Origin of the sequence: Corynebacterium sp. 11A (assembly GCF_008930935.1) — a bacterium.
GTDB classification, from domain to species: domain Bacteria; phylum Actinomycetota; class Actinomycetes; order Mycobacteriales; family Mycobacteriaceae; genus Corynebacterium; species Corynebacterium megadyptis.
On record NZ_PQMR01000003.1, the window covers coordinates 159,057 to 184,096 of the forward strand.

Sequence of the window (25,040 nt, forward strand, 5' to 3'; positions counted from 1 at the left end):
CGCCTCTACTCGTCGGTGGACGACTTCGCTGCAGTAGCCAGAAGTGCGTCTAGTACCACCTGTGCCATGCTCGACGACATACGCAGCTTGATCTTGCGCGCACCGCTGCCCTGCTCTGCCGCCGGCAAGAAGCCCGCCTTAACAGATTCCTCCAGCGCCTCTAGGGTCTCTCGGCGAAGCTCATCTACGTCCACCTCGATACGACGCGCTCCTCGCTGGCCGCGTACACGAAGCCCCCATGCCGGTGGTGCAATCTCGACGAGATCGCATTCGCTACGAATATGCCCGTCGTTTGCGACTAATTCGGTGGCCAGCATAGAGACTCCCAGTGCGGCTCGGATCACGGGTTCTTTGACCTCGTATCGATCGAGCGCTCGCAAGTCGGCTAGGGACACCGACGTCAATGATGCAATGCTCTCGCAGGTGTAGTGAATCGGAACGGAATCACCGGAAGTAATGATGGCGCCCAGACCAAAAGCTGACGGCTGCTTAGGTTTGATCCCCTTTACCTTGGAGTCGGACTCGACGACGGTGAGCTCTCCATCGTCTAGAACCAGTCGAGTACGACCGGAGGCAGGCAGTTTACCGGGCGTTTTGGTGGCGAACACGGGTGATGGTGACGCGCCGGTGCCGATGATTTGGGAGGAAATTGACCGTGCTCGTCGATGGGTGGACGTCGCTCCACTGGCCAACCAGTACCCCCAAATCACTGAGTTCAGGGAGACACCGGCGATCGTAGCGGCCTCTGAAGAAACGATCTCTCGATAGAGATCGGAGCTTGGCTGGGACCAGAGTGCCTTTCCGTTGTCCTCTGTCAAGCTGTAGCGCACCCAGCTATCGATGTGACGGTGCGACAGCTCCCACGAGGATGTCCGCAGCCGCTTCAGGACATCACCTAGCTCTGCTCGACGAGCCTGAGATTCTAGGCTGGGCATATTTTTAATCGCCCTAGCCATTGATTTTTCGACGGCTTCCTCGATGTCACTGTCGGAAGGCGCAGTGATTTCCACTGCGGGCAGCCAAGGATACAACTCAGGATCGTGGTAGATGACTGGCTCAGCACGCGTTGCCTCGCCTGCAACAGACGAGATGACAACCGATGGTGCTGTCCGTCCTGAGTTAGTGAACAAGAAGCCCTCATCATCGGGCAAGAGGACTGGCGCATTCTGGTTGATGCGATACGTGCGGCCGTCGGTGTCACTGGGGTAGACAGCCGGAGCTACCGGCGTGGCCGGTCCGGCCGCCGGCTCAAGCTGGGCGTGACGAACAAGCGAGGGAGATTCAGAACGGAGGATATCCGAAAGCAGAGACATATACAGTGCCTTTCAAGAGTGTGGTTAGTGGATGGGTTGTACGTGAGCGAGGCCCAGGCCGTAGTTGAGGCCTCGCCCGAGACCATGGCTGAGAACGTGATCGAGTTCAGCACCACCTCGGACAGTTGCGGTGATGGTCACTGCGGGAATGATTCCCGTGCGCCCAGCGGTTCGCCTGACATTGAACCTTTCGCTCACTGTCAGATCATCCGGTTCGAGGTTTCGCCGATTGAGGAGATCGAGAGCCCACTCAGGGAGTTCATCTGGAGGAACCGGTACTCTGCGCCCGCGAGGAGAATGTTGTTGGCGAACTTCTGGTGGTAGCGCTCCTCTCTGGGAGCGTGCAACCAGGGCGTTAACAGTTACTTCAAGGTGGTATCGCTGTTCTGGGTCTGTGGCTTGAAGCGTGCTGCGCTCCGCGGACAAGCCCGGTATCTGATGGTTGAGGTCGGGCCGGTGGCGCACGATGAGGTTGCGCCCAGAAACGGCAAAAAGACATCTGGCGTCTGAACGAGGCATCGCCTCGTCCAACTGCCCATCTTCAAAACCGGACATCACAATTCTGTGGAGATCTTTCCTAGTGGCGTGTCTCAGATGGGATGGAAGCCCATACTGTAAGTCCACTCCAATACTGTCTTTGTGGCTCATGGCTTAACCATAGCTAGGCCTGCGGACACGTACTCAGAACTTGAACGCTTTTTCGTATGTACGTTCGCTTTCTCGAATCGACATAAGTCTGGAAGTCCTGCGAAAGACTACCGTCGGTATGCAGGTGTATGGCTAGGACATGATGGAGCTGTTCGGGAGCTCATTGTGTGTGACTTATTTGTTTTTCCACGCGCCGCCGCGCGGGCAGCAACACGAGAAACCAACAACAGGCGAGGACCACCCCCACCACCGAATACGGCCCAGAACCGATCTCAATCACTGCCCAGGGCACGCCGGCAAAGAACTCGGCACACCAGTGAATCCACCACGTACAAGGCTCGATAATTCGCACTGCCACAGCGGCCAGCGCCTCCGCCCGCAGCGCCACTAACACCACAGCGAACAAACCGACGATCGTCACCGGCGCCACCGCTGCGGCCACACACACATTTGCCGCCACCGCCACAGCAGATACCCGCCCCACCATCAAAGCCAGCAGGGGCATAGTCACAATGTCTGCGGCAATCGCCACAGACAATGCTCGGATACACACATCGGGTATAGGCAGCCATGCCAGCCGCGGGTAGAGATACGGGTGTAAGGCCACAATCCCCGCGGTAGCAGCACAGGAGAGGGCAAATCCATAGCTCACCGCCAGATCGCTGTCCCATAGCAACAGCCCCGTTATCGCCACAGCGAGTGCATGCAAAGGTTCAGCCCGAGAGACACTCACTACCGCCACCAACCCCACCACTCCGGTTACGGCCGCTCTTTTCACCGAAGGCTCCGGCCCCACCAGCACCACAAAGGCCACCAGCGCTATGCCCGCGGCCGCGCATTGCCAGCGCGGCCCACAGCCGGCGAGCCGGCATACGATCACGCACGCGGTGGTCACTATGGCCACATTCGCCCCCGAGACCGCCGACAGATGGCTGAGTCCCGTGGCGAGATAGGCTGCGGTTTCCTCCTCGCTTTGCAGGGAGGTATCGCCAAAGACCATGCCGGGGATGAGCCCCACCGAGCGCTGCCCCACGTTCTGCTGCACAATCTCCATGAATCGTGCCCGCACGGCGTGCGCACAGTGGTCCCACCAGCTCGGCTCGCCCACAACACGGCCGTGCTGCAGCCGCGCCACCACGGCGTTCAGCCCGACGCGGGTGTCCTCGTGCAACTGCACGCTGGCGACTACCTGTTCGCCGCGGTGGGGCTGCCAGCGTTCGCACGGGTGAAAGACGGGCAGCTCGGCTGGGTAGCGGGCAAGGCGCAGGCGGGTGAGGCAGGTACTGCCGCCAGATAATTCCGTGCTGCTGACTACTCGGCCGGCAAGCTCGTAGTGGCCGCGGGCCTGGGTTATGGGGTGCTGCTGGATGAGCAGGCGCCGCAGCTGGGCGACGCCACCGTGCACCACGACCGTAGCGGCCAGCAGTAGGGCGCTTCCCGGCGCGCGATACGCCCACGCGGCGGCGACAGCGACCACTCCCAGCACCACGAGGAGCAACGGCCCGTGGTCGGTGGCCACCACCACCCATGTGGATGCCCACGCCATGCAGGCGATCGGGATAAGGCGCAGCTCGATGAAAGCAACGGGAGGGTTCACAAGGTGACCAGGTCCTTTACTGCCTCGAATTTGGCGGAGCCGATTCCTTTGACCTCCAGCAGCTGATCGACGCTCTCAAAAGGCCCGGATGCCTCGCGGTGGGCGATAATCGCTGCGGCGGTTGCTGCCCCCACCCCGGGCAGGGTCTCTAGTGCGGCACTATCGGCGCTATTGAGCGCTACCTTCCCGACCGGCGCAGCGCCCGGTGCGGCGGGGCTGAGTGGGGCTGCGCCGGCGATGGCGAGATCCTCCTCGGGGCCGGGCACATAGAGTTGCTGGCCGTCGCTGAGTTTTTGGGCCAGGTTGATTGCGCTGAGCTGCGCCTCCGGCAGCGGGGCGGCATGGCGGAGCGCATCATCGGTGCGCGCACCTGCAGGCAGGTGCTGTAGCCCGGGATTGGCGACGTGCCCGATCACGGCCACCACGATCTCCTTGGGCTGCTCAGTGGTGGTCTCGTCTTCGTACACCGCCACCGATTCGACCGGCGGCGGGGATGCACTACGGAACTGGGGCACGAGGAATACCCCGCCGAGGAGCAGCAGTACCACGGCGGCGATCAGGCCGTGGCGCGGGCTGAGCCGCAGGCGGGGGTTATCGGGATAGCGGACGTGCAGGAGGTCTTCTTCGCCGGTGGGGCGAGTCAGCTCGCGCAGGCGATCAAGCGGGGAGGCGGAAGTCATGCCCCGCAGGCTAGGTGGCGGGCGAGGTGGCGTCGATAAGCGTGTGGTGCGGGCTGTGGACTACAGCTCGTTTTCCACAGCCAGGGCCTCGATGACGGCGCTGGGGTTGCCACGAGTCACGCTCACCGCTACGGTGCCCGGCCCGGTATGGGTGGCGAGAGCCGGTTCGAGGCGATCCAGCCGCACCGTGGAATCAACGTGGATGCGCTCCACGATGTGAATAGCCAGCTGGCGGGCTGATTCCCGGGCCTCGTGGTGCAGCACCGTCACCACCGCCGGTTCCTCGCAGCAATACAGCTCCACTACCTCAGCGAGCTTCGCTAGCGCCTTGGCCTGTGTGCGGGTTTTCGCGGCGATCTCGATGCGGCCCTGTTTGAGGTGCATGAGCGGCCTGATTGCGAGCGTGGCAGAGAAGAGCACATTGGCAGCCGAGAGACGCCCAGATTTGCGCAGCTCATCGATCTTGTGCACGTAGAACCACACCTCGGAGTGCTCGAGCACCTCCAAAGCAGCGTCATAGCAGGCATCAAGATCGGCGCCCTCGCGGGCTTTGAGGGCAGCGGCAATACAGGCGATGCCAATGGTCGGCCCCAAGGATTCGGTGTCGAGCACGCGGACGCGGCTATCCTCAAATACCCCGGCGGCGGTGACGGCCGCGGACCATGTGGAGGAGATCTCCTTGGACATGTGCAGGGCGAGCACGCCCTCGTCGCCGCCGCGTTCCAGCTGGCGGGCATAGGCGGCCACCAGCTCGAGCGCGGATAGCCCCGCGGTGGTGCGGTCTTTGTCCGAGTGGGTGACATGAATATTCACCACCGTGATGCCGAGCTGCTCGGCGAGCGTGGGCGGCAGGCAGGCGGTGGAGTCGGTGACGATGCGCACCGTCATGGGTTCGTGCTTTCACACACCGTCAGCCCCGGAGTCACACCCACGTTCCATCCCTCGAGGTACCACTGGGCATTGTCCAGATTATCGGGGGTGAAGGACTGCGGCCTAGTGCAACCGGGGGCATAGTGTGGGCGGGCCTGTAGCTGCGCCCAACAGGTATTAGCCACCGTGGAGAGGCGGGAGAATTCCTCGGCTGTGGCAAAACCGAGCAGCGAGCCGGTGAGCGCGTTGATCGTGCCGCCGTGAGCCACAAACAGAATGGACTTCTCTTCCCACTCCTCTACCTCGGCCATGGCTTCATCCACCACGGCCCGAGCACGGGCGGCAACCTCAAGGCGGGTTTCCCCACCCGGCGGCGCCCACGAGACATCATGGCGCCAGCGGGCGCGCGCGCCGGGAGTGGCGGCGTCGATCTCCGCGTGGGTTTTGCCCTGCCACTCACCGAGATGGGTTTCGCGCAGCCGTTCATCGGTGATGAGGGGAACGTCCAGCAGTGTCGCGACTTCCCGCGCCGTATCGTGGGCGCGATGCAGATCAGAGCAGACCACGCGCACGAAGTTCAGCCCCGATAGATAGCGGGCGGCTTGGCGCGCCTGAATCACACCACGCTCGCTGAGCTTCGTGTCGAGCTGACCTTGCATGCGAGCGGTGGCGTTATATTCGGTCTCTCCGTGGCGTAGCAGGACGAGTCGTCGGCCCATCGCGCTAGATTTCGTTCTCGGAAGGATCCTCGCCGGCGAGCGGGATCTGTCCGATGTCGCTGACCTCGCGGATATCCACCTCGTCGCCCCAGTCCTCGGGGCGGGTGAGCGTTTCCAAACCCTCAACATCTACCAGCGGGCAGTCCGCCCAGAGACGGTCGAGGCCGTAGAACTGGCGCTCGGGCCCGCGGAAGATGTGGACCACGATGTCTTCATAATCCAGCAGCGCCCAGCGTCCCTCACGGGTACCTTCGCGGCGCGTGGGGTGGTTCCGGCCAGCCTTGGCCAGCTGGTCCTCCACCTCCTCCACGATGGCGCTGACCTGGCGCTCGTTATCGGCGCTGGCGATCACAAAACACTCAGTAATGGCGAGGCGCTCGGACACATCGATCACGGCGATCTCTTCGGCCAGCTTCTCGCTGGCAGCAAGCGCTGCGATCGACGCGTACTTAATGGCGGATTCTCGTGCTGTCACTTAATAAAACTCCTTTAAAATTCTTCTTCTACCGTAATCTATCGACTGCCCTCGGCGTGAGTTTCCGTGCCTGGGCCGCCCACGCCGCCCTCAACAGCGCCTGCGCCATCATAGGACGGCTGCGATAAACGATCCCGCCCCTCAGGCCGATAAAGCTGCCGCTTGGCTATGTATTGCACCACTCCATCCGGCACAAGGTACCAGACCGGCCGGCCGGCCCGCGCTCGGGCGCGGCAATCGGTGGAGCTGATCGCCATTGCGGGAATTTCCACGATGGACAGGTGCTCATGATCCACTTCGGGAAGAATGTCCTCCTCCAGCTCATAGCCCGGGCGGCTAACCCCCACGAAGTGCGCAAGGTTGAACATCTCCTCCCAGTCCCGCCAGGTGACGATCTTCGCCAAGGCATCCGCGCCGGTAATAAAGAAGAGCTCGGCGCGGGGAAACTGGGCCCGCAGATCATGCAGGGTGTCGATGGTATAGGTGCTCCCACCGCGGTCGATATCCACCCGCGAGGTCGCGAAGCGTGGATTGGAGGCGGTGGCGATCACCGTCATCAGGTAGCGATCCTCCGCATCAGAGACATCGCGCCCGGCTTTTTGCCAGGGCTGGCCGGTGGGCACAAAAAGCACTTGGTCCAGCTGGAAACGATCGGCCACTTCGCTGGCGGCCACGAGGTGGCCGTGGTGAATCGGGTCAAAGGTGCCGCCCATGATTCCGATACGTGCAGGGGCGCTCACGGACGGGTGTGGCCTTCCCCACGCACAATCCACTTGGTGGAGGTCAGCTCCGGCAGCCCCACGGGGCCGCGAGCGTGCAGCTTCTGGGTAGAGATTCCGATCTCCGCGCCGAAGCCGAACTGCTCGCCATCGGTAAAGGCGGTAGAGGCGTTGAGCATCACCGCTGCGGAGTCCACTTCGCGGCCGAAGCGTTCCACCACGCCGCTGTCCTGGGCGGCAATGGCCTCGGTGTGGCCTGAAGAGTGGGCGCGGATGTGCTCGATTGCCCCGGCAACACCTTCCACCACCACGGCAGTGATGTCCATGGAGAGATACTCGGTGTCTAGGTCCTCCTCTGTGGCGGCCACGGCCTCATCATTGAGATCCAGTAGCTGCTCATCGGCGTGCACGCGCACCCCAGCAGCCACAAGGGCGTCGATGATGGCACGACGGCTGGAGGTGTCGAGGGCGGCGTCGATAAGCACGGTCTCGGTTGCGTTGCACACGCTTACCCGACGGGTTTTGCCATTGAGTAGCAAGGCGATGGCCTGCTCCAGATCCGCCGAGGCATCGATATAGAGGTGGCAGTTGCCCGTGCCGGTTTCGATGGTGGGCACCGTGGCACCGGTGACCACGGCATTGATCAGGCCGGCCCCGCCACGCGGGATCACCAGATCCACCAGCCCACGAGCAGTAATAAGTTCAGTAACGCTCTCACGGCTCTCGCAGGGCACAAGCTGCGCGGCGGCACGCGGCAGATCATGCGCGGCGAGCACATCCTGCAGGATGGCCACTAGCGCCCGGTTGGACTCCACCGCGGACTTAGAGCCGCGCAGCAGCGCCACGTTGCCGGATTTCAGGCACAGGCCAAAGGCATCAACGGTGACATTCGGGCGCGCCTCATACACCATGCCAATCACTCCGAGCGGCACCCGCACTTGGCTGAGTACCAGCCCATTCGGCAGGGTGTGGCCACGGGTGATCTCCCCTACGGGATCGCTCAGTGCCGCCACCTGGCGCAGGCCATCGGCGATGCCCGTAATGCGTTCGGTGCTCAGAGCGAGGCGGTCGAGCAGCGCCTCCGAGGTGCCGGCGGCGCGTTCCCGTTCAAGGTCGCGCTCATTGGCGGCAATAATCTCCTCGGCGCGCTCTTCGAGGGCCGCGGCGGCAGCCAGCAGCACCTCATCCTTCGCTGGGGTGCGCAGCTGCGCGATGGTCGTGCTTGCCTCACGCGCGGCGCGGGCTAGTTCCAAAGTCGTTGTATCTGCGTTCATAGCTCACAACTCTAGCGTGCACTGACGCTTGACGACGCCATCTCGCAACCACAGCAGCGTGGCAGGCCACTAATAGCCCTGATCCACCGTCACCTCGGTGGGCATGGTCTCCCCCGCCTGATAGGCGGTGAAATTCTCCACGATCTGGGGCGCGATGAGCCGGCGAATCGAGTCCTTCGTATTGGCGGTGTGGGGGGTGATCACCACCTGCTCCATCGCCCACAGGGGGTGGCCATCCGGCAGCGGCTCCGGCTCCGTCACATCGAGTCCGGCGCCGGCGATCTCCCCGCGCTTTAGGGCATCCACTAGGGCATCGCTATCTACGAGCGGGCCGCGGCCAACGTTGATGAGCACCGCATGCTCGGGCATGAGCTTTAAGGTGCGCTCGTTGATCATGTGGTGGGTGTCGTCTGTGAGCGGGGCGGCGAGAATCACCGCGTCCGAGGAAGCCAGCACCTCATCGCGATGCTCCGAGGAATAGGTCTTATCGGCCCCCTCCACGGGATTGCCTGAATTATTGACCGCGAGGACAGTGCAGCCGAAGCCTTTGAGCATGGGCACCAGCTCGCGACCGATACCGCCGGCGCCGATGATGCTCACGGTGCTGTCAAAGAGCCAGCGGGTGGCGCTATCCACCTCTTTCTGGCAGCTCCACGACTGGGCGCGGGCCACCGGGGTGTGCTGGTGCAATTGGGCCAGCAAGAGCGCCACGGCGGACTCCGCCACTGGGCGGGCGAAGGTGCCGGAGCAATTAGAGTAGCGGCGCGATCCATCGATAACACCATGCGTGAAGTAGGCATCAATACCGGCGAGCCCAAACTGCACCCACTTCACGGAGTCGGGCAGCTCGGGAAAATCCTCGGCCGAACCGTTGTACACGAGCAGCTCTGCCTCGGAGAGATCGTCGGTCAATTCACCACCGACGGCAGCGAGTTGTTCTTCTACGGTGTCCCAGTGCGTAGGTCCCATTGCATATTTCATGCACCCCACCCTACGCATGTGAGGAATAGCTCGACAGGTAATCCGCGTGGATCACCGGTCGCTTCATTCCTTCCGGCAGCTCGTGGGTGTGCTTGCCCAGCATTCCATGCAGGGTCTTAGCATCATAGGAGACCTCACCGCGGGCAATGGTGGTGCCCTTGGGGTCCTGGATTTCCACGATGTCGCCGGAGCGGAACTCGCCATCCACCTCGGTTATGCCCACTGCCAAAAGCGAGGAACCGCCACGCTGCACCACGCGCGCCGCCCCCTCGTCTACGCGCACCACGCCAGAGACATCCGCGGCATAGAGCGCCCAGAAGTTCCAGGCTTTCAAGCGTCCCTGCTCAGGGTGGAACACCGTTCCCACCTGGGCGGAGGCGAGTGCCGGGCCGATGTTATCGGCGCTGGCGAGCAGGACGGGGATACCACCGCGGGAAGCGAGCCGGGCAGCCGATACCTTGGAGGCCATGCCGCCGGTACCCACCTTGCCGCCATCGCCGGCTACAACCCCGGCGAGATCCTCCGGCCCGGTGACATCGGAGACAAACTGTGCTCCGGGCTCGGTGGGGTTGCGGTCATAGAGGCCATCCACATCCGAGAGCAGCACCAGCGCATCAGCCCTGATGAGGTGGGCGACGATCGCGGCCAGGCGATCATTATCGCCGAAGCGCAGCTCGGAGGTAGCCACCGTATCGTTTTCGTTGATGATGGGCACACAGCGCAGCTGCCGCAGCCGCTCCACGGTGCGCTGAGCGTTGCGGGCGCGGGAACGCTCAGCTGCGTCGGAGGCGGTGAGCAGTACCTGGCCGGTAGTGCGGCCATAGCGGGCGAAGGAGCGACCCCACTGATAGGCCAAGTGCACCTGGCCCACCGAGGCGGCGGCCTGCTTGGTGGCCAGATCTCCCGGCCGGCTTTTTAGGCCCATGGGGGCCATGCCGGCGGCCACTGCACCGGAACTGACGATAATCACATCGGTGCCAGCCTCCATGCGGGCTTGGCAGGCATCCACGAAACGGTTGATCTTCTCCGCCGAGACCGCATAGTTCTCGTCTGTCACCGAGGAGCTGCCCAGCTTGACCACGATCTTCTTGGCCTTGGCAATCTCCCCACGCAGTCCTTCTCCAGCGGGTTCGTCGAGCACCGTCTCCGGTATCCCAGCGGGCGGAAACTCAGCCGGCGGGGTGTCCTGCAGGGCATAGGGGGTAGTGGGCAGCAGTGTATCTTCGTTCATCTATTCCTAACCCTCCCAGCGGTCGCGGGAGGCTTCTTCGTCACCAAAGTCGAACTCATCGATCAGGCCGCGGCGCGCTTGGGAGGCGCGCTTACGCTCTGCGGCGGTAGAACGGGTGGAGCGCCCAATGCGGGCATCGGTGCCACGGGCGGTAGCTGGGGAACCGGTGTCACTGACTCCAGCGGTGGTCAGCGGCTCCCACTCGAAGGTGATCTCACCAATGGTCACCTCGGCCCCCTCGCGGGCGCCCATCTTATACAAGGCATCCTCCACACCCAACTTGGCCAGACGATCCGCGAGATAGCCCACCGCCTCGTCGTTCTCGAAGTCGGTTTGCTGAATCCAGCGGCGCGGCTTCTCGCCCAGCACCTCGTAGCCGCCGGGGTTATTCGGATCGGCCACCACGCGGAAATCATCCTTCTTATGGGCGTCCACCGCAACGGGGCGCACCACGGTGCGCTGTTGGCGCTGCTTCGGATGCTTCTTCCGGTGCTCCTTCACCAGCTCCATGAGGCGATAGCGCAGCGGGTCGAGGCCCTGATGCGCCACGGCGGAGATGATAAACACCGGCCAGCCGAAGGCCTCGCAGAGATCCTCCATCACAAACTCGGCCAGCTCCCGCGCCTCGGGGATATCGGCCTTGTTCAAGATGATTACGCGGGGGCGTTCGCGCAGATCGCCCAAGCCGGTGTCATGATCGAGCACCGACTGGTAGGCGGCCAGCTCATTCTCCAGCGCCTCGATATCTGAAACCGGATCGCGCCCAGGCTCGAGCGTGGCAAGGTCCACCACATGGGCGAGCACGGCGGTGCGTTCAATATGGCGCAAAAAGTCGAGGCCAAGGCCCTTGCCCTCGGAGGCGCCCGGGATCAGCCCCGGCACATCCGCGATAGTGAAGGAATCATTGCCCATGTCTACCACCCCGAGATTGGGCTGCAGGGTGGTAAAGGGGTAATCACCAATCTTGGGCCGTGCCGCGGAGAGCACCGAGATCAACGACGACTTACCGGCAGAGGGAAAGCCCACGAGTCCCACGTCTGCCATGGACTTGAGCTCTAGGATCAGATCGCGTTGCTCCCCTGGCTCACCCTTCAGCGCAAAACCCGGGGCCTTGCGCTGCTTATTAGCCAGCGCCGCATTGCCGAGACCACCGAAGCCGCCCGAGGCGGCCACGAAGCGGGTACCCACGGCCACCAGATCCGCCAGCACCTCTCCGTCCTCATTGAGCACGACGGTGCCCGGCGGCACCTCGAGCACGAGGTCCTCACCGCGGGCGCCATTGCGGTGATCGCCAGCGCCATTGTTGCCGCGGGAAGCCTTCAGGTGGGGGCGATAGTGGAAATCGAGCAGGGTGTGGGCTTGGTCAGAGACCTCAAGGATGATGTCTCCGCCGTGCCCGCCATTGCCGCCGTCCGGCCCACCGAGAGGCTTGAACTTTTCGCGGTGCACAGAAGCACAGCCATGCCCGCCGTCACCAGCCTGCAGGTGCAGCACAACGCGGTCTACGAAACGGTTCATGTGGTCCTTTAGATCGAGGAAGATTAAGCACCTGATTGTAACTCACAGCCGCAGCAATCCACACGATCCCCGTTGCGGAGAGCACGCGCGACACCTCCAGCCTGCCCTAGCGCCGCGAGTAGCCTACCGGAGAATGATTAAAGCCGCCTGCCTCCCCGTGCGGGGAAACAAGCGGCCTAGATCTCAAGCTCTACAAGCTTTAGGCAGCTTCGGTCGGAACGATGTTCACCATGCGACGGTTGCGCTTGGTGGTGAACTCGACGGAGCCTGCTGCAAGAGCGAACAGGGTGTCGTCGCCACCGCGGCCGACGTTCTCGCCGGGGTGGAACTTGGTGCCGCGCTGACGGATGAGGATCTCGCCTGCGTTCACCTTCTGGCCGCCGAAGCGCTTCACGCCGAGGCGCTTTGCTTCGGAGTCACGACCGTTGCTGGAGCTGGATGCACCCTTCTTGTGTGCCATGACGGTTTTTCTCCTTTAAGCCTTCTCGGCCTACTTGATGCCGCTAATCTTGATAACGGTCAGGTTCTGACGGTGACCCTGACGCTTCATGTAACGGCTCTTGTTCTTGTACTTCAGGTTACGGATCTTCGGGCCCTTGACGTGCTCGATAATCTCCGCGGAAACTTCCACCTTGGCAAGCTTGTCGGCGTCGGTGGTCACATCGGCGCCGTCGACGAGAAGAACCGGGGTGAGAGCCACGGACGAACCCGGCTCACCCTCGATCTTCTCGACCTTGACGAGGTCACCTTCGGCAACCTTGTACTGCTTGCCGCCGGTCTTGACGATCGCGTACATAGGAGGGCTACCCCTTTTTCTAAAAACTCGGCTCGGGCACTCGAGGCGCCCGATTTAAGGACTTGTACTTTATTTCATGCTGAACGCACTGCGAACAGCGACTGTCCAAGACTACCTTTATCGGCTAGCAAAACACAAACCGCTACTTTTTGTTTGTGCTCCGGCGTGTCGCGCGGCGCCTCCGACCCTTGCTTGTCGACGCCGCCTGGCGCTTCTCCGGCTGTCGCTTCTCGGACTGGCGCTTCTCCGACGCCTGCTCCCGCGCGGGTGCCTGCTCCGCACGGCTGTTCTTGCGCACCACCCGGCGACGACCACGCCGCCGGCGCGGGGAGGAGTCCTCGGATTCGTCCTTATCCGCGTGCTGCTGCGACTCGGATGGGGCCGGCTCGGACTGCGGGGCGGGGCTACGGCTCTCCTCGGAGCGAGCGCCCCGAGTGGAGCTACGGCGCCTGCCGCCGCGGCTGCGCCGCGAGGACGGGCGACGGGAGCCATCACCGGAGTCGCGTGAGTCACGCGAGTCCGCTGCCTCCTCGGCCTCCTCGGCCTTATCAGCGCTAGGCTGGGTAGGCACGAAGTCCTCTCGCTTGGGCGCGTGATCCGAGCGGGAGTTCCCGCGGGTAGCACGCTTGCGGCGCGGGGAGCGTTCGAACTCCGCCATGGCCTCGTCGAAGCTGGCTGGGGTGTAGTCCGCGCCCGAGGGCTCGTCCGGGTCTTCCGCATCGGCGGTGTGGACCGCCTTGGCGGCGATGGCCTGCACATCCTCGGCGCTGCTCTCTTCGGCACGCTTCTTCTCGGAGCGCTTCTTCTTAGCAGGCTCCTCAGCCTGGGCAGAGTCCTTATTATCGGCAGAACGCTTCGTGTTCGTGCGCTTGGTGCTGCGGCGACGGCCGCGGCGCTGACGCTTCTCGGATTTCTCTTCGCGCTCAGCGTTCTCCGCCGAGTCCTCCGCGTTATCCGCTTGGGAATTGAGCGAGATGACGGCGTCGGCAAGCTCCTCGATGCTCTTCTCCGACTCCTCCTCGCGGTGCATCGCGAGGGCTGCGGGGTGCGAAGCCGGATCGTGGGAGGAGTGCTTCTTGTCTTGCTTGTCGTTCTTCTCGTTCTTCTCGCGACGCTCGGAGCGATCGGACTTATCGCCGCGGCGGCGAGGCTTGTGCGCCGGCTGCTCGCTCTGCTCGACCGGGTCGGTGTGAATAATCAGGCCACGGCCATCACAGTGCTCACACTCGGTGGCGAAGGTATCAAGCAGACCGGTACCCAGCTTCTTGCGGGTCATCTGCACCAGACCCAGCGAGGTCACCTCGGACACCTGGTGGCGGGTACGGTCCCGGCCCAGTGCCTCCTTGAGGCGGCGCAACACGAGATCCTGGTTCTCGGGCAGGACCATATCGATGAAGTCCACCACGATCATGCCGCCGAGGTCACGCAGCCGCATTTGGCGCACGATCTCCTCCGCAGCCTCGAGGTTGTTCTGGGTGACGGTTTCCTCGAGGTTGCCGCCGGTGCCGGTGAACTTTCCGGTGTTCACATCCACCACGGTCATGGCTTCGGTGCGATCGATCACTAGAGTGCCGCCAGACGGCAGCCACACCTTGCGGGAGAGGGCCTTGGAGAGCTGCTCATCCACGCGGTAGTGCTCGAAGGCATCCACCCCACCGTGCTTGTTGGGGTCATACTTTTCCATGCGGTCCTCCAGGTCGGAGGCCACGGAGTGCACATAGGCGTATACGGTGTTCCACGCCTTCGAACCATCCACCACGAGGTGGGAGAAGTCTTCATTGAAGAGGTCGCGGATCACCTTCACCAGCATGTTGGGCTCTTCATACATGGCGACTGGCTTCGCGCCCTTGGAGGACTTCTCCTTCTTGGTGCGCTCATCGATCTGCTCCCACTGGGCGTGCAGGCGGGCCACATCAGCAGCGATGGCCTCCTCGCTCACCCCTTCCGCAGCGGTGCGGATGATGGCCCCACCTTGCTCGGGAACAACGCGCTTGAGAATATCCTTCAGCCGTGCCCGTTCCGGGGCGGGCAGCTTGCGGGAAATACCTGCAGTACGACCACCCGGGACATACACCAAGAATCGACCGGCCAGCGAGATCTGGGTGGAGAGGCGTGCACCCTTGTGCCCGATCGGGTCCTTCACTACCTGCACGAGCACCTGATCGCCGCTCTTGAGAGCGTGTTCGATGGTGCGACGACGCCCGCCGAGGCCGGCGGCGCGCCAATCCACTTCACCGGCGTAGAGCACACCATTGCGGCCCTTGCCGATGTCGATGAACGCGGCCTCCATGCTGGGCAGCACATTTTGGACGCGGCCCAAATAAATATTGCCCACCATCGAGGACTGGGTATCGGAGGTCACAAAATGTTCCACCAGCATGCCGTCTTCCAGCACGCCCACCTGCGTCACCCGCCCTGGGTGATCGGTGCGCTCCTTTTCCCGCACCACCATGGTGCGCTCCACGGACTCGCGACGCGCCAAGAACTCGGCCTCGCTGACGATGTGGCGTTCATTCTTGCGCGCTTCTCGACGCTCACTCCGGCGGCGACGCTGCGCCTCCAAACGGGTCGAGCCCTTGATGGCCTTGGGTTCATCAATCGGTTCGGGATCGGCGTCCTTCTGCGGCGACTTCTTGGACTTTGCCGGCTTATCCTCGCGCTTGTCCTCATTCGACTTGCGGGACTTGCGCTCGCGCGGCTTGTCCTCGCGGCGAGGCTTCTCCTTCTCCGCAGCAGGTGCGGCCTCCTCCGGCGCAGCGGCGTCGACGGCGGGAGGGATGAACAGCGGCATGGGTGCCGCTGCGGCGGAAGGATCCTCCGGCGCTGGGGTGATCTCGGGGACGATCTCCTCAAGGAGCTCCTCGGAGGCGTAGCTCGCGAGCTGCTTGTCCACTTTTTCTTCGATCTGGCTGATCTCGTTTTTCACGTTGTTTTCCACGCGCTTACGGATCCGCACCTCCGGGGATTCCTCCCCGTTTTCTGGCTCCGGATCCGGGGTGTCGCTGCGGAGGGCCTCGAGCAGCTGGGCGGCCTCGTCCTTGGTGAGCGAGGACTGCGCCACCTTGACCAGTCCGATCTTGTCCAGCTCAATGATGAGTTCCTTGGAGCTCATGCCCAGCATCTTCGCCATGGCAAAGACTCGGGTTCGCTCCCCTAGCTGGTTGACATCAAGTTCAGTTGTGTTGGGCTTTTCGGCCACGTTCTACTCCTTTATGCGAATCCGCGAGGGAGCTCGGCTCGACCACGCGCGATTCAGATGGGGATGAAAGTTCGGTGTGAAGTTATTGCTTGGTGAAATCTCCGCCTTCCTATTGTGGCACATCCCCGACCCCACCCTTGGAGTTAGACCGACCCGGCGTTGCAGATCGCCCGAACCGAACACATGTGTGGCAGGTAACACAGCCATGGAGGTAGGGATCCTCTTCACGCCCGCGTTAATCTAAAGAGAAATTCAACAAATTGCATCAAGGTGAGGAGAAACAGCGTCATGCTGATAGGTATCCCGCGGGAGACCGATCCCGCACAGCCCCTCGTCTCCGCCACCCCTGATACCGTAGCCAAGCTCTTAAAAAAGGGCTTTGAGGTGCAGGTTCAGCGGGGCGCCGGTGTGGCCAGCGCCTATCCGGACGAGCTGTATGAGCAGGCTGGGGCACAGCTGGTGGGAGAGGACGTGTGGCATGCAGACATCGTCACGTGCCTCGATACCCCGGACCACGAATCGCTCAGCGCCCTGCGGGCGGGGGCCACGCTCATCGCCCGCATGGACCCCGCCCGCAATGAGGATGTACTCACGTATCTGAGCGAACGCGGCATCACCGCGCTCGCGATGGATGCTATTCCTCGTATCTCTCGCGCCCAGTCCATGGATGTCCTCTCCTCCATGGCCAATATTGCCGGCTATCGCGCCGTGATTGAGGCGGCCACCGCCTTTGGTCGGCTCTTCACCGGCCAAGTCACCGCCGCCGGCAAGATGCCGCCGGCCACCGTCTACGTCATCGGTGCCGGCGTGGCGGGACTTGCCGCCATCGGCACCGCCCACTCGATGGGCGCGATCGTGCGCGCTACTGATCTGCGGCCCGAAACGGCCGAGCAAGTGGAGTCTATGGGGGCCGAGTTTGTGCCCATCCCCGTGGCCGCGGAGACCTCCACGGATGGCTACGCCAAGGAGATGACCTCCGCCCAGGCCGAGGCCGCCGCCCAGCTCTACGCCCGAGAAGCCGCCGGCGCCGATATCGTTATCACCACCGCCAGCATCCCAGGCCGGCGCGCCCCGATCCTGCTGCGGGGTGAGGATGTGGCACAGATGGCCCCCGGCAGCGTGATCGTGGATATGGCCGCCGCCAGTGGCGGCAACTGCGAACTCACCCGCCCCGGAGAAGTCGTGACCACAGCGGGCGGAGTTACCATCCTGGGCTTCAAGGATCTCGCAGGCCGCCTGCCCGCGCAGGCCAGCCAGCTCTATGGCCAAAATATCGTCAATCTCCTCGGCCTGCTCTGCCCCGAACGCAACGGCCAGATTGCCTTGGATCTTGAGGATGAGATTATCCGCGCCATCACCGTCACCTACGACAACCAGATCTACTGGCCACCGCCGCCCGTGACGGTATCCCACACGCCGCAGGCGCCCGCGGCGGAAGCGACGCCGGCAGAGCATGCAGAAGAACCGAAGACGGCCTCCTCTCGCCTCTGGTATCTCCTCGGTGCCGTGGCGGCGGTGGCATTGGTACTGTCCAGTCCGCTCGCGGTGGCCTCGCACTATATCGTGCTGCTGCTCGCGATCGTGGTGGGCTTTTATGTAATTACCGCAGTCACGCACTCGCTGCACACACCACTGATGAGTGAGACCAATGCGATCTCCGGCATTGTGATTCTCGGCGCAATCCTGCAAGTGGGGTCCACGAATGTGCTGGTATCGGCCTTGTCCTTTGTGGCCATCATGGTGGCCTCGATCAATATTTTCGGCGGGTTCCGCGTAACCTCCCGCATGCTCACCATGTTCCGGCAGGAGGGGTAGACAATGGATAGCGCACTTCTTATCGATCGCATCACCCAGGTCGCGTATCTGGCGGCGGCGCTGCTCTTTATTCTCGCGCTGGCGGGACTATCGCGACAAAGCACCGCAGCCCGTGGTAATCGCTTCGGTGCCCTCGGCATGACCATCGCGGTACTTGCCACGATCGCCCAAGCATTGATGAACTCCACCGCTGACCCCGTCCACTACCGCTCTCCCCTAATTACCTTGCTGCTGGTGGTCATGGCCATGGCGCTCGGCGGGCTCATCGGCTGGGTGCGGGCGAATAAGGTGGAGATGACCGGCATGCCTGAACTCATCGCCGCCCTGCACAGTTTCGTTGGCCTCTCCGCGGTACTCATCGGATTCAATTCCTATCTGCACGCCCATGCGGTGCCCACGGACATGCTTCGCTTCCACTTGGCCGAGGTGAGCGTGGGCATCTTTATCGGTGCCGTCACTTTCACCGGCTCCATCGTGGCCTATCTCAAGCTCTCCGCACGCATGAAGGGTGCACCGCTGGAGCTGCCCGGCCGCAACATGATCAACCTGGCGATCCTAGTGCTCGCGCTGCTGGCGACGGTGGTGTTTATCCGCATCGGTGAGTCCCACTCGGTGTGGGCATGGTTAGCGCTGCTGCTGGTGACGATCCTCGCGCTCGTCCTCGGCCTGCACCTGGTGGCGGCGATCGGCGGCGGCGATATGCCCGTGGTGGTATCCATGCTCAACTCCTACTCTGGGTGGGCTGCCGCAGCCGCCGGCTTCATGCTGAGCAATAACCTGCTCATTATTGTCGGCGCGCTCGTCGGCTCCTCCGGCGCCTATCTCTCCTACATCATGTGCCAGGCGATGAATCGCTCCTTCATCTCGGTGATCCTCGGCGGTTTCGGCGCCGAATCGGCCAGCTCTGGGGCGCAGCAGGACATGGGTGCACATACGGAGACCACCCCCGAGGAGGTGGCGGAGATGCTGGCCACTGCACGCACGGTGATGATCACCCCCGGCTATGGCATGGCGGTGGCCCAAGCCCAGTACCCGGTGGCCGCGCTCACCGCCGCCCTGCGGGAGCGTGGCGTGGAGGTGCGGTTCGGCATTCACCCCGTGGCGGGGCGTCTGCCCGGGCATATGAATGTCCTCCTCGCCGAGGCCAAGGTGCCCTATGACATCGTGCTGGAGATGGACGAAGTCAATGATGACTTCGCTGATGTGGATGTGGTGTTGGTGATCGGCGCTAATGACACCGTGAATCCCATCGCCTATGAGCCGGGCTCCCCCATCGCCGGCATGCCGGTGCTCAAAGTATGGGAGGCACAACGCGTGGTGGTGTTCAAACGCTCCATGGGTGCCGGCTACGCCGGAGTGCCCAACCCGCTGTTCTACAAAGACAACACCGATATGCTGCTCGGCGATGCTCGGGCGTCCGTGGAGGCCATCCGCGCCGCCCTAGATTAGCCCACAGACGCCTACAGCCCTCCCTGCCGATCGGCGGGGAGGGCTGTACGTATGAAGCGCGGGGTTTAGAGGTTCGGGAACCAGATGGAGATCTCACGCTCGGCGGACTCGGGAGAGTCGGAACCGTGCACCACGTTCTCGGCTACCTCCAGGGCGTAGTCGCCACGGATGGAGCCCGGGGCGGCCTTGGACACCGGATCGGTGCCGCCGGCCAGCTGGCGCCATGCCTCGATGGCGCGGGGCCCCTCCACCACACCAGCGATCAGCGGTGCGGAGGTGATGAAGTCCACCAGCTCGCCGAAGAAAGGCTTATCGGAGTGCTCTGCATAGTGCTTCTCGGCGGTCTCCTTATCGGCGACGCGCAGATCCAGTGCCGCGAACTTCAGGCCTTTGCGCTCGATACGGGCGATAATCTCGCCCACCAGTCCACGGTTCACACCGTCGGGCTTAATCAGGATGAGTGTACGTTCAGTCATGGTTTCCTACTCTAATGCACCAGGATCGCGCGCGGGCAGAATCCTCCCCACCGCCGGCATGAATGCAGGTCAGAGCCCGTCGACGTAGTCGATGGCCTCCTGGAGTGTGACCCGGCGGTCATAGCGCCGCACCTGTTTGACGGCGGCCGCGGTATCCGTGGCCTTGAGCTCACGCACATGCCGACGCTGCTCCACGCCGAGTTCCACGGGGCGCGGGTTCTTCGCCCGAGTGTACTGCGACCATGAGGTGACCGCGAAGATCACCAGCAGGATAAGGCTGGCGATAAACATCCAGCCACCGAAGTTGCCGTCGATAAGCATGAGCACCACCCCGATGGCAGTGATCACCACTCCGAGGAGGCTGATCATTATTTCTTTATTCATGTCTCTCCTTATCGAGGGCGGCTTTGACCGTCTTGGCCCCGGCGCCGGGAAACCAATACGCGAGGCGGGTGGCCGCAGCAGGATCGTCGAGCTGTGCCAGCTGCTTCCGCTGCTGCCGAGACAGCCGAATGATGCCGCGTTGCTCTTCTCGGCGGTGCCGCGTCCATGCGGCGAGTATCACCGGCATGAGCACCAATAACGCCAGGGTAATGAGGGGATGCGCCCCGAGCACTGAGGCGCTTACGATCAGCGCCGATAGGCCGATGAGCTGATAGAGATCGCGTTGGGAATTACGCATAGGTCTCGACCGCTTTAGGTGTGCTGGCTGGCGAGATAGCCACGCCGCATCCGCTCAAGAATGTTCTTGCGCAGGTAGAACACATAGGCCCACACCACGATGAAGACTAGGGCCATGATGCCCATGGACACGTGCACGATGATCCCTGCGAGGGCAAAGATTTGGAGCACCCAAATGGCGGGCAGCGCCCAGCGGGCTTTCATCATGAAGGCCAGCACCATATGTGCCACGCCTACCGCGCTCACATATACCCAATTGAAGGTGGTCCAATAGGAGCCGCCATCCACGCGCAGGATCACGGTGAGCACCAGCAGCAAAGAGATGGACTCCATGCTCAAAATGCCCGCCATCACCCCGCGCAGCCCCTTCATGGGGTCTTTATCGGGGGCGTGGCCTGGACCGAGCGGACCGTATTCCACGTTCTTGCTCATGTTGGTTCCTTTCCAAACAGGGCGCGGGCCTCCCCAGCGGTAACCACCGATCCGGTAATCACTACACCGGAGCCAGAGACCATCTCCCCTACCTCGCCGGTGTCTTCGGCCAACTCGATAGCCAGCTCGACGGCGGTGGGCAGCTGCTCGGCCACATGCACGCGCTCTTCCCCGAAGATTTCGCGGGCGGTCTCCGCGAGCTCATAGACATCGCTGGCCCGCGGCGAGGTGTTCTGGGTAATGACCACCTCATCCAGCACTGGCTCCACGGCCTGCATCAGACCGCGAGCGTCCTTATCTCCGAGAATCCCGAGCACGCCGACGAGGCGGCGGAAGTTGAAGTCGCGGTCGAGCGCCTGCGCCAGCGCTGCCGCGCCATGCGGGTTGTGGGTGGCATCCACGAACACGCTCGGGGTGGAACGCACGCGCTCCAAACGACCAGGGGAACTGACCGTGCCGAAGCCCTCGCGCACCGTATTCAGATCGAGGGCGCGTCCCGGGCCGGCACCGAAGAACGCCTCCACGGCGGCTAAAGCGCAGGCGGCGTTGTGCGCCATGTGGGCACCCGATAGCGGTAGGAAAATATCCTCATAATCCCCTGCCAGGCCGCGAATGCTGATGTCTTGACCGCCCACAGCCACCGTGGAGCTGAGCACACCGCACTCGTGACCATACCGAGCCACGGCGGCATCGGATTCCACGGCGCGCTGCAGCACCACGTCCATCGCCGCAGGCTCCTGATTGCCCACAACCACCACATTGTCGGGCGAGGTGAGCAAGTCGGAGGCATCCCAGCGGGGCTTGATAATGCCGGCTTTCTCTCCGGCGATCTCCTCGAGGGTGTCGCCGAGATAGTCCGTGTGATCGATCCCGATGGGCATAATCACGGCCACATCCGCGTTGATCACGTTGGTGGCATCCCAGCGGCCGCCCATGCCCACCTCCACCACGGCGACGTCCACGGGGGCGTCGGCGAAGGCCGCATAGGCCATGGCGGTGAGCACCTCGAACTTGGACATGGGCACCTCCGAGGAGGCGTCCACCATCTCCACGTAGGGCTTGATCTCTTCCCAGGTGCGCACATAGTCGCGCGGATGGATCGGCTGGCCGTCGATGGCGATGCGCTCGGTCACCAGCTGCAGATGCGGGCTGGTCGTGCGGCCGGTACGCCGATGAAACGCACGCAGCAATGATTCAATCATCCGCACCGTGGAGGTTTTGCCATTGGTGCCCGCCACGTGAATGGTGGGATAGCTGCGCTGCGGCGAGCCCAGCAGATCCATGAGCTTTTCGATGCGCTCTAGGCTGGGATCTAGCTTGGTTTCTGGCCAGCGCAGATCCAGCTCCGCCTCACAGGCGGCGAGCGCCTGCATATCCTCAGGCGTGATCTCCTGGGATTCCGGCTGCTCTACCTCTTGGTTGACGTCGATAGGCAAACTCAACCCGGTCTCGGAGAGTTCTAGTTCTCCGAATTCTTCATGATCAGTCATGAGAGCTGCTCAAGTCGCTTGCTAATACGGTCGAACTCTTCGCGAGCCACCTGCTGGCGGGCACGAATCTTCTCCACCACGGCCTCGGGGGCCTTGGCGAGGAAGTTCTCATTGCCCAGCTTCTTCGCGGTGGTCTCGAGTTCCTTCTCGGCGTTCTTCAGATCCTTTTCCAAGCGCTTGCGCTCGGCCGCAGTGTCCACGGTACCGGAGGTGTCGAGGTCCACGCTGACGGTGGCGGCACTGAGACGTACCTCCACGCTGGCGCTGGCGTTGAAGCCCTCACCTGGGGCATCGAGACGCGCCAGGGAGGTGATAACTTCACGCTGGTTATCGAGGTCGGCACGGGCGAAGTCCACCCGGGCCGGCACCTTCTGCGAGGGCTTGACTCCTTGATCGGAGCGGAAACGACGGATCTCCGTGATGAGTTTGACCGTATCGTCGATGCGACGCTGCGCGGTCTCATCGCTGGCCTGCTCCTCGGCCTCCGGCCAAGACGCCACCACGAGGCTCTCGCCATCAGTGAGCGCGGTCCACAGCACCTCGGTGACGAAAGGCATGGTGGGGTGCAGCAGCCGCAGCACAGTATCGAGGGCGTGGCCCAGGACCCGCTGGGTGATGGCGCCACGGTGACGCTCGGCCTCGCTGGCGGTGTCGTTATCGCGCGGGATCTGCACCTTGGCGATCTCGAGGTACCAGTCGCAGAGCTCGTCCCAGGTGAAGTGGTAGAGCTCCTCATTCGCCTTCGCGAATTGATAGTCATCAAGATAGCGATTGACGGCGCCTACCACCTCGTTGAGGCGGTCGAGGATCCACCGGTCGGCGTCGCTCAGCTCGGCACGCGCGGGAAGCTCGCCCACCTCGGCGCCGTTCATCAGCGCGAAGCGGGTGGCGTTAAACAGCTTGGTGGAGAAGTTGCGGGCACTCTGTGCGGCATCCTCACCCAAGGGCAGATCCACTCCAGGGTTGGCGCCGCGGGCGAGGGCGAAGCGCAGTGCATCAGCGCCGAAGCGCTCCACCCACTCCATCGGATCGATGCCATTGCCCAAAGACTTCGACATCTTGCGGCCACGCTCATCGCGCACCAGGCCGTGCAAGTAGAGGTCGCGGAAAGGAATCTGCGGACGCCCCGCAGTCGCGGTACCCAACTTGGTTTGGGTGGCGGCGAAGGTGCCGAACATCATCATGCGCGCCACCCAGAAGAAGAGGATGTCATAGGCGGTCACCAGTACCGAGGTGGGATAGAACTTGGCCAGCATTTCGGTATCGGCGGGCCAGCCCATGGTGGAAAACGGCCACAGCGCCGAGCTGAACCAGGTGTCCAACACATCGGGGTCCTGCTCATAGCCTGCGGGGGCCTCCTCACCCAGGCCGAGACAGAGCACATCGCCCTCGGGGCCGTACCAGATGGGGATGCGGTGGCCCCACCACAGCTGGCGAGAGATACACCAATCGTGCATATTGTCGACCCACTCGAAGTAGCGCGGCTCCAAGGAGGTCGGGTGCACGACGGTATCGCCCTCGCGGATCGCATCGCCAGCCATGCGGGCCAGCTCCTCGACCTTCACCCACCACTGCTGAGAAAGGCGCGGCTCGATCGGCTCGCCGCTGCGCTCGGAGTGGCCCACGGAGTGCACATAGGGCCGGATTTCCTTGACGATGCGCCCCTCGGCGGCGAGCGCCTCGCGCACGGCCACGCGGGCCTCTTCGCGGGTCAGGCCATCGAACTGGGTGCCGGTATCGGCGATGCGGCCCTTCTTGTCCATGATGATGGGCATGTCCAGGTCGTGGCGCAGGCCCATCTCATAGTCATTGGGATCATGCGCCGGGGTGATCTTCACCGCACCGGTACCGAACTCCGGGTCCACATAATCATCTGCGATGACCTGCAAGGAGAGATCATCACGGAAGGGGTGCGGCAAGGTGGTGCCGACGAGATCGCGGTAGCGCTCATCATCGGGGTGAACGGCCACGGCGACGTCGCCGAGCATCGTCTCCACACGGGTGGTGGCCACAATGACGTGCGGCTCGGCATCGTCGAGAGAGCCATAGCGCATGGAGACGAGCTCGCCTTCCACATCCTTGTACTCGACCTCGATATCGGACACGGCTGTCTCCAGCACCGGCGACCAGTTCACCAAGCGGTTCGCACGGTAGATCATGCCAGCGTCATAGAGCTGCTTGAAGATGGTCTGTACCGCCTCGGACAGCCCTTCGTCCATGGTGAAACGTTCCTTGGACCAATCCACGGAGTCACCGATGGCACGCATCTGGCGGGTAATGGTGCCGCCGTATTGGCGCTTCCACTCCCAGACTTTGTCGACAAACTCCTCGCGGCTGTAGTCGAAGCGATCCTTACCTTCGGTTTCCTTGAGCATCGCCTCCACCTTGGTTTGGGTGGCGATGCCCGCGTGGTCCATTCCTGGCAGCCACAGCACCTCATAACCCTGCATGCGCTTGCGGCGCACGATGGAGTCCATCAGGGTGTGGTCGAGCGCGTGGCCCATGTGGAGCTGGCCGGTGACGTTCGGCGGCGGCAGCACAATAGAAAACGGCGGCTTCTCGGAGGCAGGATCCGCAGTAAAGTATCCGGCGTCTACCCACCGCTGGTAGAGCTCGGGTTCAACGGTCGATGGGTCCCATTTTTTTGGAAGCTGCTCGCTGCGGTTGGCCATACGGG

Annotated in this window: 23 protein-coding genes; 2 read left to right on the forward strand and 21 right to left on the reverse strand. The window is 63.0% G+C overall.

Translation table 11 applies throughout. From position 1 onward, the window contains the following. Positions 1-5 precede the first annotated feature (5 nt). From GBB18_RS04315 to GBB18_RS04385, 15 genes are all read right to left on the reverse strand, one after another. Positions 6-1,313 carry a type I-U CRISPR-associated protein Cas7 gene (locus GBB18_RS04315; RefSeq protein ID WP_151640870.1) on the reverse strand — a complete coding sequence of 436 codons (1,308 nt, stop codon included), beginning with the start codon at positions 1,311-1,313 and terminating at the stop codon, positions 6-8. Positions 1,314-1,337: 24 nt separating this feature from the next. Continuing rightward, entirely contained in the window at positions 1,338-1,961 is a 624-nt protein-coding gene (locus GBB18_RS10850) for a type I-E CRISPR-associated protein Cas6/Cse3/CasE (RefSeq protein WP_151640871.1), read from the reverse strand. Positions 1,962-2,121: 160 nt separating this feature from the next. Continuing rightward, positions 2,122-3,558 (reverse strand): ComEC/Rec2 family competence protein, encoded by a 1,437-nt coding sequence (locus GBB18_RS04325; protein ID WP_151640872.1) that lies wholly within the window; start codon positions 3,556-3,558, stop codon positions 2,122-2,124. Continuing rightward, positions 3,555-4,238 (reverse strand): ComEA family DNA-binding protein, encoded by a 684-nt coding sequence (locus GBB18_RS04330; protein ID WP_151640873.1) that lies wholly within the window; start codon positions 4,236-4,238, stop codon positions 3,555-3,557. The genes GBB18_RS04325 and GBB18_RS04330 overlap by 4 nt, the downstream gene beginning before the upstream one ends. 60 nt (positions 4,239-4,298) lie before the next feature. Next, positions 4,299-5,126 (reverse strand): DegV family protein, encoded by an 828-nt coding sequence (locus tag GBB18_RS04335; protein WP_151640874.1) that lies wholly within the window; start codon positions 5,124-5,126, stop codon positions 4,299-4,301. Continuing rightward, entirely contained in the window at positions 5,123-5,827 is a 705-nt protein-coding gene (locus GBB18_RS04340) for a histidine phosphatase family protein (protein ID WP_151640875.1), read from the reverse strand. The genes GBB18_RS04335 and GBB18_RS04340 overlap by 4 nt, the downstream gene beginning before the upstream one ends. A 4-nt stretch (positions 5,828-5,831) precedes the next feature. Further along, positions 5,832-6,302 carry a ribosome silencing factor gene (gene rsfS / locus GBB18_RS04345; protein WP_151640876.1) on the reverse strand — a complete coding sequence of 157 codons (471 nt, stop codon included), beginning with the start codon at positions 6,300-6,302 and terminating at the stop codon, positions 5,832-5,834. Between the two features lie 38 nt (positions 6,303-6,340). Further along, the gene (nadD, locus tag GBB18_RS04350; protein WP_225990232.1) at positions 6,341-7,042 is read right to left on the reverse strand and encodes a nicotinate-nucleotide adenylyltransferase; all 702 of its coding nucleotides are present in this window, start codon (positions 7,040-7,042) and stop codon (positions 6,341-6,343) included. Then, positions 7,039-8,295: a glutamate-5-semialdehyde dehydrogenase gene (locus GBB18_RS04355; protein ID WP_151549317.1), complete on the reverse strand. Its 1,257-nt coding sequence runs from the start codon at positions 8,293-8,295 to the stop codon at positions 7,039-7,041. Before GBB18_RS04355 ends, nadD begins: the two co-directional genes overlap by 4 nt. 69 nt (positions 8,296-8,364) lie before the next feature. Next, complete coding sequence (locus GBB18_RS04360; protein WP_151549318.1) at positions 8,365-9,276, reverse strand: D-isomer specific 2-hydroxyacid dehydrogenase family protein; 912 nt, start codon at positions 9,274-9,276, stop codon at positions 8,365-8,367. A gap of 10 nt (positions 9,277-9,286) precedes the next feature. Continuing rightward, positions 9,287-10,507: a glutamate 5-kinase gene (proB, locus tag GBB18_RS04365; RefSeq protein ID WP_151549319.1), complete on the reverse strand. Its 1,221-nt coding sequence runs from the start codon at positions 10,505-10,507 to the stop codon at positions 9,287-9,289. Positions 10,508-10,513: 6 nt separating this feature from the next. Beyond that, positions 10,514-12,025, reverse strand: a complete 1,512-nt coding sequence (gene obgE / locus GBB18_RS04370) for a GTPase ObgE (RefSeq protein WP_151640877.1) — start codon at positions 12,023-12,025, stop codon at positions 10,514-10,516. A gap of 199 nt (positions 12,026-12,224) precedes the next feature. Then, complete coding sequence (rpmA, locus tag GBB18_RS04375; RefSeq protein ID WP_151529119.1) at positions 12,225-12,485, reverse strand: 50S ribosomal protein L27; 261 nt, start codon at positions 12,483-12,485, stop codon at positions 12,225-12,227. Between the two features lie 30 nt (positions 12,486-12,515). Next, positions 12,516-12,821 carry a 50S ribosomal protein L21 gene (rplU, locus tag GBB18_RS04380; RefSeq protein ID WP_151549321.1) on the reverse strand — a complete coding sequence of 102 codons (306 nt, stop codon included), beginning with the start codon at positions 12,819-12,821 and terminating at the stop codon, positions 12,516-12,518. Between the two features lie 142 nt (positions 12,822-12,963). Further along, entirely contained in the window at positions 12,964-16,020 is a 3,057-nt protein-coding gene (locus GBB18_RS04385) for a translation initiation factor IF-2 N-terminal domain-containing protein (protein ID WP_151640878.1), read from the reverse strand. A 288-nt stretch (positions 16,021-16,308) separates the two neighbouring features. On the opposite strand from GBB18_RS04385, the gene GBB18_RS04390 reads away from it, so the two are divergent. Together GBB18_RS04390 and pntB are read left to right on the forward strand one after the other, a co-directional pair. After that, complete coding sequence (locus GBB18_RS04390; protein ID WP_151640879.1) at positions 16,309-17,835, forward strand: Re/Si-specific NAD(P)(+) transhydrogenase subunit alpha; 1,527 nt, start codon at positions 16,309-16,311, stop codon at positions 17,833-17,835. A 3-nt stretch (positions 17,836-17,838) separates the two neighbouring features. After that, on the forward strand, positions 17,839-19,284 hold the full coding sequence (gene pntB, locus GBB18_RS04395) for a Re/Si-specific NAD(P)(+) transhydrogenase subunit beta (protein WP_151640880.1): 1,446 nt from the start codon (positions 17,839-17,841) through the stop codon (positions 19,282-19,284). A 65-nt stretch (positions 19,285-19,349) separates the two neighbouring features. Here the strand turns inward: pntB and ndk are convergent, their stop codons facing one another. From ndk to GBB18_RS04425, 6 genes are all read right to left on the reverse strand, one after another. Then, the gene (gene ndk / locus GBB18_RS04400) at positions 19,350-19,760 is read right to left on the reverse strand and encodes a nucleoside-diphosphate kinase (protein ID WP_151529114.1); all 411 of its coding nucleotides are present in this window, start codon (positions 19,758-19,760) and stop codon (positions 19,350-19,352) included. A 69-nt stretch (positions 19,761-19,829) separates the two neighbouring features. Further along, positions 19,830-20,144 carry a hypothetical protein gene (locus tag GBB18_RS04405; RefSeq protein ID WP_151549325.1) on the reverse strand — a complete coding sequence of 105 codons (315 nt, stop codon included), beginning with the start codon at positions 20,142-20,144 and terminating at the stop codon, positions 19,830-19,832. Further along, complete coding sequence (locus GBB18_RS04410) at positions 20,137-20,442, reverse strand: hypothetical protein (RefSeq protein ID WP_151640881.1); 306 nt, start codon at positions 20,440-20,442, stop codon at positions 20,137-20,139. The genes GBB18_RS04405 and GBB18_RS04410 overlap by 8 nt, the downstream gene beginning before the upstream one ends. A gap of 14 nt (positions 20,443-20,456) precedes the next feature. Continuing rightward, positions 20,457-20,873, reverse strand: coding sequence for a DUF4233 domain-containing protein (locus tag GBB18_RS04415; protein ID WP_151549327.1), 417 nt, complete (start codon positions 20,871-20,873; stop codon positions 20,457-20,459). After that, positions 20,870-22,363 carry a folylpolyglutamate synthase/dihydrofolate synthase family protein gene (locus GBB18_RS04420; protein WP_151640882.1) on the reverse strand — a complete coding sequence of 498 codons (1,494 nt, stop codon included), beginning with the start codon at positions 22,361-22,363 and terminating at the stop codon, positions 20,870-20,872. The genes GBB18_RS04415 and GBB18_RS04420 overlap by 4 nt, the downstream gene beginning before the upstream one ends. Further along, on the reverse strand, positions 22,360-25,035 hold the full coding sequence (locus GBB18_RS04425) for a valine--tRNA ligase (protein WP_151640883.1): 2,676 nt from the start codon (positions 25,033-25,035) through the stop codon (positions 22,360-22,362). The genes GBB18_RS04420 and GBB18_RS04425 overlap by 4 nt, the downstream gene beginning before the upstream one ends. Positions 25,036-25,040: the final 5 nt, after the last annotated feature.